This is a genomic window from Bradyrhizobium sp. 26S5 (assembly GCF_036923295.1).
GTDB classification, from domain to species: Bacteria; Pseudomonadota; Alphaproteobacteria; order Rhizobiales; family Xanthobacteraceae; genus Bradyrhizobium; species Bradyrhizobium septentrionale.
The window spans coordinates 336,345-352,769 of sequence record NZ_CP145948.1; the positions used below are offsets into that span (position 1 = coordinate 336,345).

Sequence of the window (16,425 nt, forward strand, 5' to 3'; positions counted from 1 at the left end):
CCTACATCTCGCCGGTCAGGAACGGGTTCGTCATCCGCTCCTGGCCGATGCTCGATCCCGCGCCGTGGCCGCAGATGAAGCCGACATCGTCGCCGAGCGGCAGCAGCTTCTCCTTGATCGACTGGATCAGCGTCGGATGGCTGCCGCCGGGCAGGTCGGTGCGCCCGACCGAGCCGGCAAACAGCACGTCGCCGACATGGGCGAAGCGCAGCTCCTTGTTGAAGAACACCACGCTGCCCGGCGAATGGCCGGGGCAGTGCAGGATGTCGAAGGTGAGATCGCCAATCGAGACCTGATCGCCCTCGTCGAGCCAGCGATCCGGGCCGAAATTGCGCACCCCGGTGATGCCGAAGCGCTCGCCGCTCGAGACCACATTGTCGAGCAGATATTTGTCGGCGATGTGCGGGCCCTCGATCTTGACCTGCAGCGCATCGCGCAAGTCTGCGGCGCCGCCGACATGGTCGATATGGCCGTGGGTCAGCCAGATCTTCTCGACCGTCACGCCGGTCTGCTTGATCGCGGCCTGGATCTTTGGCACATCGCCGCCGGGGTCGATCACCACGGCCTTCTTGGTCGGCTCGTGCCAGATGATGGTGCAGTTTTGCTCGAACAGCGTCACCGGCACGATGATCGCGCCGGCTTTCGGTTTGGTCTCGGTTGTCTCGGTCATGGGGGGCACCATAGGCTACCGGGAAACGCCGTCAACACGCACCGGAAATGCGTCTGCTCCGGCGTGTGATCCCAAAATGGACCGTGATAAGGTCGCCTTCAGCAGCACACATCGAGAGCAGGCCGGTATGCGGCTGCTCTCGCGCATGAGTTAAGTCCTCGCCGTCCGGAACTCCATGACCCAGGCTCCCAACTCGCCGCTCGGCGGACCCCGGACCACCGCCCGCGCCTTCTTCGTCGCGGACCGCATCAACACGTCCGGCCTCGAACGTGGCGATGTGCTGGCCACCACGCCCTTGGCATTTCGCGTCAATGACAATGGTGTGGCGATCCTGTTCCGCTACGGCGTCGTCGTCCTGATCGGCCTCAATGCGCTGGAGGAGGATGAATTCCTGCGCAGCCTGCAGTCGCGCATGACCGGCCCCTTCACGCGGCGCGAGGAGGAGATTGCGATCATCGAGCTCGCCGCGGAGAAGGAGGATCAGATTCCGCCGGGCGGCCCGATCTATCTGCAAAGCCTGTCGCCGGAGCGGCTGATCCTGGTCGGCGAGGCGCTGGCCAAGAGCGTGGTGCTGGCGCGGCATGAGCGCGAGGTCCGGGCCGTCTTCGACACGACCGAGCCGTTGGCGCGCGAGCTCGCCAAGGGCGGGCGGGTCCATCGCGGCCGTGTCGCGATCCTCAAGCACATCGGCAACGCGCTGTTGGTGCGGCATCGCGTGGCCGGACCGGTCGAAGTGTCGGAGAAGCCCGACATCCTCTGGGACAAGCCGCAGCTCGAGCGGCTCTATGCCCGGCTCGAGGACGAGTATGAACTGAAGGAGCGGGCGGAATCGCTCAACCGCAAGCTTGCGGTGGTTGCCGAGACCGCGCAGGTGCTGACCGATATCATCGATACCAGCCGCTCGCTGCGGCTGGAGCTGATCATCGTCTTCCTGATCCTGTTCGAGGTGCTGATCACGATCTATCAGCTCGCCGTCGCCCGGCACTGACGCGCTGCAGCGCCATTTTTCCGTACTGAATTGTGCGTCATCCCTGAACCGATGGGCGGCCCCGGGGACACGGGGCCGGACCACGAGCGAGGGGGGCCGGGATGGGTCAGGACCACAGGGACTGGTGGCGACGCGGCATTTTCTATCAGATCTATCCGCGCTCGTTCGGGGATAGCGACGGCGATGGCGTCGGCGATCTCAGGGGGATCATCGCGCGGCTGCCCTACCTGACCCGGCTTGGCGTCGACGCGATCTGGCTGTCGCCGGTCTTCCCGTCGCCGATGGCCGATTTCGGCTACGACATCTCCGACTACACCGGCATCGACCCGCTGTTCGGCAGCATCGAGGATTTCGACGCGCTGGTCGCGGCCGCGCACGATTGCGGCCTCAAGCTGATCCTCGATTTGGTGCCCAACCACACCTCCGACCAGCATCCCTGGTTCATCGAGGCGAAGAGCTCGCGCGATAATCCGAAGCGCGACTGGTACATCTGGCGCGATCCGGCGCCGGATGGCGGCGTGCCCAACAACTGGCTGTCGGAGTTCGGCGGCAGCGCCTGGGCGTATGACGAGGCCTCTAGCCAATATTACTACCACGCCTTCCTCGCCCAGCAGCCCGATCTCAATTGGCGCAATCGCGAGGTCAGGGACGCGATCTACGACGTGATGCGCTTCTGGCTGCGCAAGGGCGTCGACGGCTTTCGTGTCGACGTGATCTGGCACCTGATCAAGGACGCCGAATTCCGCGACAACCCGCCGAACCCGCATTATCGCGAGGGCCGGCCGCCGCACGAGAAACTGCTGACGCAGTATTCGACCGATCAGCCCGAGGTGCACGCGGTTATCACCGAGATGCGCCGCGTTACCGATGAGTTCGACAATCGCGTGCTGATCGGCGAGATCTATCTGCCGCTGCACCGGCTGGTCGCCTATTACGGCAACGATCTGCGCGGCGCGCAGATGCCGTTCAATTTCGCACTGCTGTCGACCTTGTGGAGCGCGCGCTCGGTCGAGCAGATCATCGCCGATTACGAGAAGGCGCTGCCGCCGGGCGCGTGGCCGAACTGGGTGCTCGGCAATCACGACCGGCCGCGGGTGGCGAGCCGGGTGGGACCGGCGCAGGCCCCGGTCGCGGCGATGCTGCTGCTGACCTTGCGCGGCACGCCGACGCTCTATTACGGCGACGAGATCGGCATGCGCCAGGTTGCGATCGCGCCGGATCAGGTGCGTGATCCCTTCGAGAAGAACGTGCCTGACATCGGCGTCGGCCGCGACGGCTGCCGCACGCCGATGCAGTGGAACGCCGAACGCCATGCCGGCTTCTCGACGGCGAGGCCCTGGCTGCCGCTCGCGCAGGATTTCGCGCGCGACAATGTCGCAAGCCTCGAGGCGGAGCCGGCGTCGATCCTCAACCTCTACAAGGCGCTGATCGGATTGCGGCGAACGCTGCCGCAGCTCGTCCATGGCAGCTATGAGCCAGCGGCGGCGCAGGGCGATGTCCTGCTCTACCGGCGGCGCAGCGCGGAGCGCGTGGCCGTGATCGCGCTGAATTTCGGCGCCGTGCCCGCGTCGATCTCCTCAAGCGCGATCGGCTTCAACAACGAGGTTTTGCTGTCGACCTTGATGGACCGGCAGGGCGAGAAGGTCGACGGCGTGCTCGAGCTGCGGGCGAATGAAGGCGTGATCCTCGGGTTGCCGTTGGATCTCGCGTAGCCTTCGTGAGGTGAGCACACTCGCTGGCTCCCTCTCCCGCTTGCGGGGGAGGGTGGGGTGGGGGTCGCTCCGCAACGGGGCTCTCGACGGTCGATCGCGAACACTTCGGTTGGCTTCGCGGGCGCGAAATATTCCTCCTAAACAATCGCCGCTCCCACCGCGGCGAAAGCCCCCACCCATTCCCTCCCCCGCAAGCGGGGGAGGGAATGGATAGAGTATGGCCAGCCCTACCGCTTGATCTGCGCCTTCAACGTGTCCTCGACCACGCGATCGAACGATGACGCCTTCGGCGCGCTCTTGCGGTGCTCGGCGACGTATTTGTCGCGCTTGGCGACCAGCGCGGCGAGCTTCTCGTTGAGCGCCTTGCGCTGGGTGATCTGCTTGTCGATCTCGGCGCTGCGCGCTTCGGGTTTCATGGCGCGGAGATTGTCGGGCAGCTCCTCCTCCTTGACCTTCGCCACATCGTTGCGGCCGGCCGCGACGTCGGCGACCAGGTCGCCATCGCCGGTGACCGCCTCCGAGGTCGCCTTCGACCGCTTGTTGATGAAGCTCGCCATCTCCGAGGCGCGCGCCGGCGAAGCTGCGGCGACGCTCGACAGCTGCTGGGTCTTGGATTCGGTACGCTTCTGCAGCGCGCGCGGGCCGTAGGGTATCACAGTGCCGTTGATCTCGCGCTGCAGGATGATGATGTCCTCGTCGAATGGCGTCTCGATGGTGACGATCTGGCCGCCATCCTGCGGGATCGTGATGAATTCGCCATTGCCGTTCTGCGCGATATCGCGCCACACCCGCTCGGTGTCCTGCGCGTTGCCGGCGAGCACGGCGTTGACGATGATGTCGCGCTGCTTGGCGACCGCGAGCGTGACCGGGTATTTGGTGTCCTGTGCATAGTCCATGTGCGGCGGGGCGTCGCCGACCAGGAACACGATGCGGGTGCTGTCGCGGCCTTGCGTCCACTGCATCTTGTTGACGGCGACGTCGAGCGCCTCGTTGACGCTCTCCGGCCAGTCGCCGCCGCCGCGCGCCTTCAATTCCAGCAGATTGGCGTAGAGATCCTGGATGTCGCGCGTCAGCTCGACCTTCCTGGTCACATACTCATCGCCGATGTCGCGATAGGCGATCAGGCCCATCCGGATGTCGGCATCGGGATTGGAATCGACGATCGCAGTGGCGATCGACCAGATCTTGCGCTTGGCACCCTCGATCAATCCGCCCATCGAGCCGGTGGTATCGAGCACGAAGGCGACCTCGACCACCGGCTTGGCGATGGCCGAGGACAGTCCGGCGGACAGCGGAAGGGTTGCGAGAGCGAAGACGAGCGAGCGAAGCGAGATGCGTGACCGCATGGGTCTCTCCTCCAGTGGTTTCGTCCCTCGGAACCAAGGTTCCATCGGCTTCGCGGTGGCTTGAGGCCGAAATCGCGGCGGCCTGGGTGCGAATTTGCGGCCGATTCCGGCGCTGCCGCCGGCCGGTGGAATCGGCTACTCTCGGCAGATGGACTCGCCCGCCCGCCAGATCGCGCTTGTGCCCGCGCTCGACCGACGCCAGTCGGACACCGCGCTTGCGATCGCGCGCGGCACGGCGAGGCTTCTGAGATCGCTGGGATTTTCCTGCATCAGCGAATTGCCGCTGCCGTCCGGCCGCCGCGCCGATCTGGTCGCGCTGAACGAGCGCGGTGAGATCTGGATCGTCGAGATCAAGTCGTCGGTCGAGGATTTGCGCGCCGATCAGAAATGGCAGGATTACCGGATGCATTGCGACCGGCTGTTCTTCGCCTTCACGCAGGATCTGCCGTGCGAGATCTTCCCCGTGGACACCGGCCTGATCATCGCCGACGCCTACGGCGCGCATCTGCATTGCGAGGCGCCGGAGCACCGCCTGCCGGCCGCCACGCGCAAGGCGATGACGGTGCGCTTTGCCATGGCCGCGGCGCAGCGCATCAACCGGCTGGTCGATCCGCAGGGGCATGAGTTTTAGGGACGAGTACGATCTTAATCCGTCATCCTGAGGCGCGAGCGGAGCGAGCCTCGAAGGATGAATCGGCCCGGCTGGTGGCCGTCGACCCTTCGAGACGCGCGCAGAGCGCGCTCCTCAGGGTGACGGTGATAAACCTCGGCAATCGGCGAAGCTTACTGGATTGGGTAGAGCGAAGCGAAACCCATCGCTTGTCCCCGCGGCGCGGAGTTGGTGGGTTTCGCTTCGCTCTACCCACACTACAAAAGCAAATGGCCGGGACGAGCCCGGCCATCGCGAAAGCATGTGAAGCAACCGCTTAGCGCGGTGCGCGCTTGGCGAGGATCCGCTGCAGCGTCCGGCGGTGCATGTTGAGGCGGCGTGCGGTCTCCGAGACGTTGCGGTTGCACATCTCGTAGATGCGCTGGATGTGTTCCCAGCGCACCCGGTCCGCCGACATCGGATTGGCCGGCAGCTCGGATTTCTCGGTGCCGGTGGCGAGCAGGGCTGCGACGACGTCATCGGCGTCGGCGGGCTTCGACAGATAATCGACGGCGCCCATCTTCACCGCGGTGACGGCGGTGGCGATGTTGCCGTAGCCGGTCAGCACGATCGCGCGCGCGTCCGGCCGCTTGCGCTTCAACGCCGAGACGACGTCGAGGCCGTTGCCGTCGCCAAGCCTGAGGTCGACGACCGCGAAAGCGGGCGCGGCGCGGCCGATCTCGGCGAGACCATCAGACACCGTGTCGCATGACTTCACCGCAAAGCCGCGCGTCTCCATCGCGCGCGACAGGCGCTCCAGGAACGGCTTGTCGTCCTCGACGATGAGGAGCGAGCGGTCAGCATGGTCATTCAGTTCAGTGATGGCGTTCACGGTCCATTTTTCCCTGTGGCAGACCCCCAATATATGGGCTCCTACTGCGGCGCTGCCAAGGCAGCCGAAAGTCGCGTCGGCTGCATCCGGTATGCCAGAGTTGCGGTTAAGAATCGTTCTTAAGCTGCGTCTTCGTCACCAGGCGCGGCTTCCTCGAAGCGCTCGCGGGGCCAGACGATCTGCACCACGGCGCCGTGATCGGGGAAGGTGCGATTGGTAAACGACACCTTGGCGCCGGTCCGTTCCAGCAGCGTCCTTGCGATGAAAACGCCCAGACCCAAGCCTCCACGGGCGTTTTGGGCCTCATCTGCGCCCCGGCGGCGTGACAAATACGGCTCGCCGATCCGCTTCAGCATATCAGGCGCGATGCCGGGGCCGTCGTCGGAAACGACGATCTCGATGGTTTCAGCGTTCCACCACGCGTTCACCTCGACGGTCTGGTGCGCGAAATCGACCGCATTTTCGAGAATGTTTCCGACGCCATAGAGGATCGCGGGATTGCGTGCCGCGACCGGTTCACTCGTTGCTGCGACAGCAAGCCGCACCTTGATGTTGATGCCAAAATCGCGATGCGGTGCCACCGCCTCCTCGATCAGGGTCGACAGCTTCATGGTGTCGAACGGCGCGCCGCTCGAGGAGAGTTGCGCGATCTTGCTCAGGATGTCGCGGCAGCGCTGCGCCTGTTCCCGCACCGTCTTCAGGTCGCCGGTGATGGCCGGGTCATGCACCGTCTTCTCGAGCTCGCGCGAGATCAGGAAGATCGTCGACAGCGGCGTACCGAGCTCGTGGGCTGCTGCTGCGGCGAGGCCGTCGAGCTGGGTCAGATGCTGCTCGCGCGTCAGCACCAGTTCGGTCGCGGCGAGCGCATCGGAGAGCTGGCGCGCTTCCTCGGTCACCTGGAACGCGTAAAGGCTGGTGACGCCGATCGCGAGCAGGATCGAGAGCCAGACGCCGATCAGATAGATCGGCGGCAGCACCAGCGGATCGTCGCCATCCCAGGGCAATGGCAGATGGTAGAAGAACAGCGCCGAGGCACAGGCGACCGCAAGGCAGCCGAGCGCGATCGTCAGCCGGATCGGCAGCACCGTGGCCGAGATCAGGACCGGGGCCAGGAACAGGAACGAGAACGGGTTCTGCAGCCCGCCGGTGAAGTACAGGAGCCCACCGAGCTCGACGATGTTGAAGGCGAGCAGGGCCGCGGCATAGGCCGGCTCCAGCCGCTGCATCGGGTTGAACGCGATCTGCAGCGCCAGATTGAGCAGCGCCGAGAATGTCACGATGGTGACGCAGGGGACGATCGGAACGTCGAATTCCAGTCCCTGCGCCACGATGAAGATCGCAACCAGCTGGCCGAGCGCGGCGAGCCAGCGCAGCCGCAGGATCGTATCGAGGCGGACATAGCGGCGGGGCTGGCGGAAATCGGAAGCGACGTCGGTCATCTCGGGACCTTAGCTGTGCCGTGGGCGGCGCACAAATTCGCGACTTAGCGCAACGGTGCGGAGCAAGCCTTGCGCTTATTGTCGCAATGGCTCAATGAACGGCCAGATGCAACAGAGCGAGACAAGTCAGGGGCAACAGCCCACGGCTCATGAAGCGCCCGCGGCTGAACAGGGCAGATCGGCCGCGATCGAGGTCGCGCATCTGGTCAAGGTCTACAAGACCACCCGCGCGGTCGACGGCATTTCCTTCCGCATCGCGCGTGGCAGCATCACCGGACTGCTCGGCGGCAACGGCGCCGGCAAGACCACGACGATCGCGATGATCATGGGCCTGGTGCTGCCAACCTCAGGCAGCGTCGAAGTGCTCGGCGCGAAAATTCCCGAGCAGCGCTATGACGTGCTGGGCCGGATGAATTTCGAGAGCCCCTATGTCGACATGCCGATGCGGCTCACGGTGCGGCAGAACCTGACCATCTTCGGGCGCCTCTATGCCGTGAAGCATTTGCGCGAGCGGATCGACCAGCTCGCCGCCGATCTCGATCTCACCGAATTCCTCGACCGTTCCAACGGCAAGCTCTCCGCCGGGCAGAAGACCCGCGTCGCGCTGGCCAAGGCGCTGATCAACGAGCCGGACCTCTTGCTGCTCGACGAGCCGACCGCGTCGCTCGACCCGGATACCGCCGACTGGGTGCGGCAGCATCTCGAGACTTACCGCAAGACCCATAACGCGACCATCCTGCTGGCGTCGCACAACATGCTGGAGGTCGAGCGGCTCTGCGACCGCGTCATCATCATGAAACGCGGCAAGGTCCAGGACGACGACAGCCCCGACAGGATCATGGCGCGCTACAACCGCGACACGCTGGAAGAGGTGTTTCTCGACGTCGCGCGCGGCCGCATCCGGGAGGGCGCGCCATGAGCGAACTCGTCAGCCATCACCAGCGCGGGATTTCATTGCAACGCATCAATGCGATGGTGCTGCGCTACTGGTATCTGTTGATGTCGTCATGGCCGCGGCTGCTGGAGCTGGTCTACTGGCCGGCATTGCAGATCATCACCTGGGGCTTCCTGCAGAATTACATCTCGCAGTCATCCGGCTTCTTCGCCAAAGCCGGCGGCACGCTGATCGGCGCCGTGATCCTGTGGGACATTCTGTTCCGCGGCCAGCTCGGTTTCTCCATCTCGTTCCTGGAGGAGATGTGGGCGCGCAATCTCGGCAACCTGATGATGAGCCCGCTGAAGCCGATCGAATTCCTGCTCTCGCTGATGATCATGAGCCTGATCCGGCTCGCCATCGGCGTGATCCCGATGACGCTGCTGGCGCTGTTCTTCTTCGGCTTCAACTTCTACGCCATCGGGCTGCCGCTGATCGCGTTCTTCTGCAACCTGATCTTCACCAGCTGGTCGGTCGGCGTGTTCGCCTCCGGCCTCGTGCTGCGCAATGGGCTCGGCGCGGAAAGCATCGTCTGGACGCTGATGTTCGCGGTGATGCCGCTGGCCTGCATCTACTATCCGGTCGAGGTGCTGCCGGGCTGGCTGCAAGTCGTCGCCTGGACGTTGCCGCCGACCTATGTGTTCGAAGGCATGCGCTCGCTCTTGATCGATCACGTCTTCCGCGCCGACCTGATGGCGTGGGCGCTGGTCATCAACGCGATGCTGTTCGCTGCCTCTTTTGCGACCTTCCTTGCCCTTTTGCAGAGCGCCAAGCACAACGGATCGCTGCTGTCAGGTGGTGAATAAATGTCACTTTCCCGAGGAATCTCGGTGTATTAGCCGGATAGTGCCCCTAAATTCAGTGAGCGGCGGATTGACGCATTGTTACGCATTCGTCAGGATGCTGCGGCGCAAAACAGGGGTCTGGAAATATTATGCCCATCGGTGAATTTGGCGGTGCCCCGCCACTAGTGGCGGAAGGCGGTCCGGCTCTCACGACGCCGCTGTACTGGATGTACGAAATGGCACAGGCGTCGCTCAATCCGGCGCGCGCGGTGACCGACGCCACCAAAATCCTGTTTCAGAACCCGCTCAATCCGTGGACCCACACCCAGCTCGGCAAATCGATCGCGGCCAGCTGTGAGTTGTTCGAGCGCACCACGCGCCGCTACGGCAAGCCCGACTGGAACCTGCCGACGACCGAGGTCAACGGCATCCGCACGCCGGTCGAGGTCCGTTCGATCTGGGAGAAGCCGTTCTGCCGCCTGCTGCATTTCGATCGCAAGCTGACGCGTCCGCTGCGCTCGCCGCAGCCGCGCGTGCTGATCGTGGCGCCGATGTCGGGCCATTATGCGACGTTGCTGCGTGGCACGGTCGAGGCATTCCTGCCGACGCATGAAGTCTACATCACCGACTGGGCCGATGCGCGCATGGTGCCGCTTGCGGCTGGCCGGTTCGATCTCGACGACTACGTCGATTACCTGATCGAGATGCTGCACGCGCTGGGCGGCAACATGCACGTGATTGCGGTGTGCCAGCCCTCGGTGCCGGTCGTTGCGGCCGTCTCCGTCATGGAAGCCAACCACGATCCGTTCGTGCCGTTGTCGATGACACTGATGGGCGGCCCGATCGACACCAGGCGCAATCCGACCGCGGTCAACAACCTCGCCGAAGAGCGCGGCATCGAATGGTTCCGCAACAATGTCATCACCAAGGTGCCGTTCCCGCATCCCGGCGTGATGCGCGACGTCTATCCGGGCTTCCTGCAGCTCAACGGCTTCATCAGCATGAATCTGGATCGGCACATGGACGCGCACAAGGCGCTGTTCGCCAATCTGGTGAAGGGTGACGGCGATCTCGTCGACAAGCACCGCGAATTTTATGACGAATATCTCGCCGTGATGGACCTCACCGCGGAGTATTACCTGCAGACCGTCGACCTCGTGTTCGTCAAGCACGCGCTGCCGAAGGGCGAGATGACCCATCGTGGCAAGCCGGTCGATCCCTCGAAGATCCGCCGCGTCGCGCTGATGACGGTGGAAGGCGAGAAGGACGACATCTCCGGCCTCGGCCAGACCGAAGCGACGCACGCGCTCTGCACCGCGATCCCGAACCATCGCCGCGTGCACTATGTGCAGAAGGGCGTCGGGCACTACGGCGTGTTCAACGGCTCGCGTTTCCGCTCCGAAATCGTGCCGCGGATCTCCGATTTCATGGTTTCGGCGGCCAATACGCGGCTTTCTTTGGTCGCCGCGGCCGAATAGGTATCGCCCCGGCCGCGATTTTCGCAGTCGCGCAAGTCACTGATTTAACTAAAAGAATCTCAAATCAGGCGCGGCTCAAGGGATGAATATGGTTTCATCCTATGGGCCTTGCTTGCGAGCCTGATTCATCAGAAAAATTCCGGTTCCGACCCCTGCCGGTAGAGGTCAATTAACGGCCAGCCCCTGTATATTGGGCAAATGATTTGTTTTTGCGCCGAGCGCTTTCCCTGGCGGCGGATATGGCAAAGTTCGGGCGAACTCCTGCTCCCCGGACTTTCAGAAATGGCTACTCGCGCGCTCCTTTATCGGCGGCCTGCCGAACCCGCGACCGTATTGGTCAGACACGGCTCCCAGTTCTTCACCGTCAGGCTGCGACGGCACAGGCGCGCGCGCCGCTATACGCTCAGGATACATCCGACCGATCGTGAAGCGATCCTGACGATGCCGCCGCGCGGCACGATTGTCGAAGCCAAGGAGTTCGCCAATCTCCATGGCGGCTGGATCGCCGCCCGTCTCGGCCGCTTGCCGAAGGCCGCACCGTTCCAGCCCGGCACGGTGGTGCCGCTGCGCGGCGTGCCGCATCGGCTGGTGCATCGCTCGGGCGAGCGCGGCACGGTGTGGACCGAGACGCGCGACAGCGGAGAGAAGATCCTGTGCGTCGCCGGCGGCGTCGAGCACATGGATCGCCGGGTGCATGACTTCCTCAAGCGCGAGGCGCGCAAGGATCTGCAGAAGTCAGCGCAGCTGCACGCCGCGGAACTCGGCGTGCGGGTCCGCCGGATCTCGATCCGCGATCAGTCCAGCCGCTGGGGCTCGTGCACCTCGGCCGGTTCGCTGTCGTTCTCGTGGCGGCTGATTCTGGCACCGCCCTTCGTGCTCGATTACCTCGCCGCGCACGAGGTCGCCCATCTCGTCGAGATGAACCACTCGGCGCGGTTCTGGCGGGTGGTCGACAAAGTCTGCGCCTCGGTCACGCGCGCCAAGAACTGGCTCGACACCCACGGCAACGACCTGCACCGCTACGGGATTCAGGAGTAGGCGACGCTGTCTCCGCCACCTTTGCTGTCATCGCCCGCGAGCGGGCGATCCAGTATTCCAGAGGCATTTGTCATTGAGCCGATAGGCCGCGGCGTACTGGATCCCCGCATTCGCGGGGATGACAGTTGAAGTTGGGGGCGGCCGGCCCGTTACCCCATCTACGCGGCAATGACGTGGTTGCACCTATCGAAACAACCGATCGGCCAGCCAGCCATCCAGTCCCGCCGCAGCCTCCGGCCGCGCGTTCGGGTTGGGTGGCACTGACGCGCGTGCCGGCGTCGGCGGGGGCGGGCGATAATAGCCGCCGCCGGATGGGACCGGCGCGGGCGGCGGTGCCTGCGTCTGCGGTTGGATCTGCATCGGTCCCGACGGCGCGGTGATCTGCGACGAAATCTGCATCAGGTTCGCCGGCGCCCAACTGCCTTGCGAGTTCGGGATTGCCGCGACCGGCACGCCCTGAAGCGCTGATTTCATGAAGCGGGTCCACACTTCGACCGGCAGGCCGCCGCCGGTTGCCTTCTTGGTCGGCGAATTGTCGTCATTGCCGAGCCAGACGCCGGTGACGAGCTTGGCGGTGTAGCCGATGAACCAGGCGTCGCGGTAATCTTGGCTGGTGCCGGTCTTGCCGGCGGCGGTCCAGCCGGGGATCTCCGCCTTGCGCGCAGTGCCTGAGATCAGCGTCTCACGCATCATGCTGTTCATCATTGCATCATAGCGCGGCTCGATCACCTGGTTGGGCGGATCGGCCGGGCGGTCATAGAGCAGCTTGCCCGTGCTGGTGCGGATCTTGGTCACCACATGCGGCGAGACGCTGTAGCCGCCATTGGCGAACGGCGCATAGGCGCCGACCAGTTCGATCACGGACACTTCCGAGGTGCCGAGCGCGATCGAGACGTTGGGCTCGAGCTTCGAGGAGATGCCGAGCCGGTGCGCGGTGCGCACCACGTTCTTGGCGCCGACCTCGACGCCGAGCCGCACTGCGACCGTGTTCAGCGACATCGCCAGCGCCTGGGTCAAGGTCACCGAGCCGAAATATTCGTGGGTGTAATTCTCTGGCTTCCAGCCCTTGATGTCGAGCGGCGCGTCGGTGCGGATCGTGTCCGGCGTCAGCCCCGCCTCGACCGCGGTGAGATAGACGAACGGCTTGAACGCCGAGCCGGGCTGCCGCTTCGCGGTGACGGCGCGATTGTACTGGCTTTCGGCATAGTTCCGGCCGCCGACCATGGCGCGCACCGCGCCGTCGGGCGTCATCGCCACCAGCGCACCCTGGCTGACATTGAACTTCACGCTCTTGGCGGCGAGTTCGTCGATGACGGCGGCTTCCGCGACGTTCTGCAGCTTCGGATCGATCGTGGTCTGCACCACGATGTCCTGGTCGATCTGGCCGACCAGATCGTCGAGCACTTCGCCGATCCAGTCGGCGACGTAGTTCACGGTGCCGGCGCCGGCCGGCTTCACCGCGATCGAGGGCTGCCCAATCGAGGCCTTGGCTTGCGCCTCGGTGATGAACTTGGCGTCGGCCATCGCCGCGAGCACGATTTGCGCGCGCTGCTCCGCGCCCTCAGGGTTGCGGTTCGGCGCCAGCCGCGACGGCGACTTGACGAGGCCCGCGAGCATCGCGGCTTCCGGCAGCGTCACGTTCTTCGCCGACTTGCCGAAATAGCGCTGCGCGGCGGCCTCGACACCATAGGCGCCGGAACCGAAATAGACGCGGTTGAGGTAGAGCTCGAGGATCTCGTTCTTGGAATGCTTGCGTTCCAGCCACAGCGCGAGCTCGGCCTCCTGCAGCTTGCGCTGCATGGTGCGCTCCTGGGTCAGGAACAGGTTCTTGGCGAGCTGCTGCGTCAAGGTCGAGCCGCCCTGCGAGACGCCGCGATGCAGGATGTTGGTCACCGCGGCGCGCAGGATGCCGACCGGGTCCACGCCGTAATGCGAATAGAAGCGGCGATCTTCAATGGCGATGAACGCCTTCGGCAGATAGGGCGGCAGATCCTTCAACGCGATATTGGCGCCGGCCATTTCGCCGCGCTGCGCCAGCACGCTGCCGTCGATGCCGACGATCTGGATGGTCGGCGGGCGCTTGGGAATTTCCAGGGACTGGATCGGCGGCAGATGCGCGCCGACCCACACCACGACACCGATCACCGCAATGCCGGCCCACAAGCCGAGCACCGCGGTCCAATAGAACAGCCTGCCGATGCCGAAGCCGCGCGACTTGCTCCGCCGCTTGCTGCCGCTGCGCGACGGGCGCGGCTTCTCGCTACCGGAATCGCCGCTCTTGTCACCGCTCTTGGACTTGGATTTGGCGGGTTTGTCGTCGTCGCCGCCAGGAATGCGATCGGACGGCGACAGTCTGAGGTCGGCAAGCGCGGCCGGAAGCCCGAACAGCGGCTCCTTGCGCGCACCGCCTTTTTTACGTCCCCACGCCATCCGCAACGCTCACACCCTGACCGCGGGCACGCTAGCGTTCCCGGTTTAAGGGGCGGTTACGCAAAGCTTAACGGGGGATTAGGAGGTGAGGCGGCGCGTTGCTAAATAAGGACGGAACAAAGAAACGAAGGAGCACCGCATGGGCCATATCGATCCGACCAAAGAAGTGTTTGCGCAATTCCGGGACAACAACCGGCCGGGCCCGATCCACATGCTCAATCTGGTGCGCCTGCGTGAATGGGCCGCCTATCCCGACGGCCGCAAGGCGACCGGCGCCGAAGCCTATGCCGCCTATGGTCGCGAGAGCGGCCCGGTGTTCGAACGGCTCGGCGGCCGCATCGTCTGGCAGGGCCGCTTCGAGCTGATGCTGATCGGTCCGCAGGAGGAGCGCTGGGATCATTGCTTCATCGCCGAATACCCAAGCGTCGAAGCCTTCGTCGAAATGATCCGTGACCCCGTCTATCGCGAGGCGGTGAAGCACCGCCAGGCCGGCGTCGAGGATTCGCGGCTGATCCGCCACGCGGTGCTGCCGGTGGGGAAGACGTTTGGCGAGATTCCGAAGTAGCGCAGCGAAGCGCAATGGAAGCCCCGTCATCCTGAGGTGCGAGCCTTGCGGTGCGCTTGCACCGCGGGGCGAGCCTCGAAGGATGCACGGCCTCACTGGTGGCCGTCGACCCTTCGAGACGCGCGCAAGAGCGCGCTCCTCAGGGTGACGGGGAGAGATGGTGCGGAACCAAAAACAAAATCGGCGGCCAGGAGGCCGCCGATTGCATCTCAAACCTGCGCGAAGCGCTATCCCGTTGGACCGGCGTCCTCGAGGATCGGGCCGAACAGCTCCCAGCGCTCGCCGTTGAACTTCATCATCTGCAGCTGCTTGTTGACGCGGTAGTCGTCTGGCGTGGTGTTGCCCTTGATACCGGGCAGCGCGAGGTCGAGCTCGACATTCTTCAGGTTGGTCGCCTGCTTCAGCACGTTCTCGCGGGTCAGGTCGTCGCCGCACTGCTTGAGCACGTGAACCAACAGCTGCGCAGTGGAATAGCCGTAGCCGTTGAAGCTCGAATCCTTATCGCCGTCCGGATAGTATTTCGCCATCATGTCGAAGTAGCGCTTCATGCCCGGATCGTCCTTCCAGGTCGGATCGAGCGGGTCCTTGCCGTAGCTGACGCTGATCACGCCCTTGGAGGCCTCGAGTCCGGCCGGCTTCATCACCGCGCCGACCGATGTGGCGTTGATGTCGAGAATGTGCACCGGCTTCCAGCCGAGTTCGGCGATCTTCTTGATCGCCTGCGCCGCCTGCTTCGGCGTCGAGGCCGAGAAGAACAGGTCCGCGCCGGCATCCTTGATCTTGAGGATCTGCGAATCGATGGTCGGGTCGGAGACCTCATAGGAGGCTTCGGCCACGATCATCTTCGCCGCCTTGTCGCCGAGGCCGGCCTTGATGCCGTTCAGATAGTCCTTGCCGAGGTCGTCGTTCTGATAGAGCACGCCGATCTTGGCGTTCGGATACTCCTTCAGGATGTACTGGCCGTAGATGCGGCCTTCGCTGAAATAGTTCGGGTTGAAGCCGAGCGTCCAGGGGAAGTTCTTCGGGTCGGTGAACTTCGAGGCGCCGGTGGCGGCGAACAGCTGCGGCACCTTCTTGCCGTTGAGATATTTCTGTACGGCGGCGTTCGACGGCGTGCCGATGATCTGGAAGGTCAGCAGCACCTCGTCGCTCTCGACGAGCTTGCGCACCTGCTCGACCGCTTTCGGCGGCGAATAGGCGTCGTCATACTGGATCAGGTTGATCTTGCGGCCGTTCACGCCGCCCTGATCGTTGATCATCTTGATGTAGGCGGCCTGGGCCTTGCCGATGGTGGCGTAGGCAGAGGCCGGGCCACTGAAGGGTACGGTCTGGCCGACCTTGATCTCGGCATCGCTCGCGCCGGTGTCGTATTTCTTCTGCGCGGAGGCCGACGTTACAGACAGCGCGACTGCGAGCGCCGTTCCCGTGACCAGACGTAAAATCCCGTTCCTCATCATGCTGTTTCCCTCACGTGACTGATGGTTGGCCGATGATCTTGTCCGCAGGTTCAAGTCCCGCGGTCGCCATCGCTTGGACCGGATACTGGCGGAACGCTTGCT

The 16,425-nt window shown here is 64.4% G+C and carries 14 protein-coding genes; 8 read left to right on the forward strand and 6 right to left on the reverse strand.

Annotated elements, in window-relative coordinates:
- Position 1: 1 nt before the first annotated feature.
- Positions 2-670: an MBL fold metallo-hydrolase gene (locus V5279_RS01555; RefSeq protein WP_166301189.1), complete on the reverse strand. Its 669-nt coding sequence runs from the start codon at positions 668-670 to the stop codon at positions 2-4.
- A gap of 175 nt (positions 671-845) precedes the next feature.
- On the opposite strand from V5279_RS01555, the gene V5279_RS01560 reads away from it, so the two are divergent.
- Positions 846-1,658 carry an RMD1 family protein gene (locus V5279_RS01560; protein ID WP_338694490.1) on the forward strand — a complete coding sequence of 271 codons (813 nt, stop codon included), beginning with the start codon at positions 846-848 and terminating at the stop codon, positions 1,656-1,658.
- Positions 1,659-1,759: 101 nt separating this feature from the next.
- Positions 1,760-3,370: an alpha-amylase family glycosyl hydrolase gene (locus V5279_RS01565; RefSeq protein ID WP_338694492.1), complete on the forward strand. Its 1,611-nt coding sequence runs from the start codon at positions 1,760-1,762 to the stop codon at positions 3,368-3,370.
- 227 nt (positions 3,371-3,597) lie between these two features.
- Here V5279_RS01565 and V5279_RS01570 read toward each other — a convergent pair whose 3' ends face one another.
- Positions 3,598-4,716 carry a vWA domain-containing protein gene (locus V5279_RS01570; protein ID WP_338694494.1) on the reverse strand — a complete coding sequence of 373 codons (1,119 nt, stop codon included), beginning with the start codon at positions 4,714-4,716 and terminating at the stop codon, positions 3,598-3,600.
- A gap of 148 nt (positions 4,717-4,864) precedes the next feature.
- Between V5279_RS01570 and V5279_RS01575 the strand changes: the two genes are divergently transcribed.
- The gene (locus V5279_RS01575; RefSeq protein ID WP_338701780.1) at positions 4,865-5,347 is read left to right on the forward strand and encodes an MmcB family DNA repair protein; all 483 of its coding nucleotides are present in this window, start codon (positions 4,865-4,867) and stop codon (positions 5,345-5,347) included.
- A 295-nt stretch (positions 5,348-5,642) separates the two neighbouring features.
- Here the strand turns inward: V5279_RS01575 and V5279_RS01580 are convergent, their stop codons facing one another.
- Positions 5,643-6,197: an ActR/PrrA/RegA family redox response regulator transcription factor gene (locus V5279_RS01580; protein WP_029079490.1), complete on the reverse strand. Its 555-nt coding sequence runs from the start codon at positions 6,195-6,197 to the stop codon at positions 5,643-5,645.
- A 119-nt stretch (positions 6,198-6,316) separates the two neighbouring features.
- Positions 6,317-7,636: an ActS/PrrB/RegB family redox-sensitive histidine kinase gene (locus tag V5279_RS01585; RefSeq protein WP_338694496.1), complete on the reverse strand. Its 1,320-nt coding sequence runs from the start codon at positions 7,634-7,636 to the stop codon at positions 6,317-6,319.
- A gap of 106 nt (positions 7,637-7,742) precedes the next feature.
- Here V5279_RS01585 and V5279_RS01590 point away from each other — a divergent pair, with 106 nt between their 5' ends.
- From V5279_RS01590 to V5279_RS01605, 4 genes are all read left to right on the forward strand, one after another.
- The gene (locus V5279_RS01590; protein WP_338694498.1) at positions 7,743-8,555 is read left to right on the forward strand and encodes an ABC transporter ATP-binding protein; all 813 of its coding nucleotides are present in this window, start codon (positions 7,743-7,745) and stop codon (positions 8,553-8,555) included.
- On the forward strand, positions 8,552-9,376 hold the full coding sequence (locus V5279_RS01595; protein WP_338694500.1) for an ABC transporter permease: 825 nt from the start codon (positions 8,552-8,554) through the stop codon (positions 9,374-9,376). The genes V5279_RS01590 and V5279_RS01595 overlap by 4 nt, the downstream gene beginning before the upstream one ends.
- Positions 9,377-9,504: 128 nt before the next feature.
- The gene (locus V5279_RS01600; protein WP_338694502.1) at positions 9,505-10,833 is read left to right on the forward strand and encodes a polyhydroxyalkanoate depolymerase; all 1,329 of its coding nucleotides are present in this window, start codon (positions 9,505-9,507) and stop codon (positions 10,831-10,833) included.
- A gap of 198 nt (positions 10,834-11,031) precedes the next feature.
- Complete coding sequence (locus tag V5279_RS01605) at positions 11,032-11,871, forward strand: M48 family metallopeptidase (protein ID WP_166301208.1); 840 nt, start codon at positions 11,032-11,034, stop codon at positions 11,869-11,871.
- A gap of 183 nt (positions 11,872-12,054) precedes the next feature.
- Here V5279_RS01605 and V5279_RS01610 read toward each other — a convergent pair whose 3' ends face one another.
- Positions 12,055-14,301, reverse strand: coding sequence for a penicillin-binding protein 1A (locus V5279_RS01610; RefSeq protein WP_338694504.1), 2,247 nt, complete (start codon positions 14,299-14,301; stop codon positions 12,055-12,057).
- A 139-nt stretch (positions 14,302-14,440) separates the two neighbouring features.
- On the opposite strand from V5279_RS01610, the gene V5279_RS01615 reads away from it, so the two are divergent.
- A complete protein-coding gene (locus V5279_RS01615) occupies positions 14,441-14,866 on the forward strand; it encodes a DUF1330 domain-containing protein (protein ID WP_338694506.1) in 426 nt (141 codons plus the stop codon).
- A gap of 227 nt (positions 14,867-15,093) precedes the next feature.
- Here the strand turns inward: V5279_RS01615 and V5279_RS01620 are convergent, their stop codons facing one another.
- The gene (locus tag V5279_RS01620; protein WP_338701782.1) at positions 15,094-16,320 is read right to left on the reverse strand and encodes an ABC transporter substrate-binding protein; all 1,227 of its coding nucleotides are present in this window, start codon (positions 16,318-16,320) and stop codon (positions 15,094-15,096) included.
- Positions 16,321-16,425 lie beyond the last annotated feature (105 nt).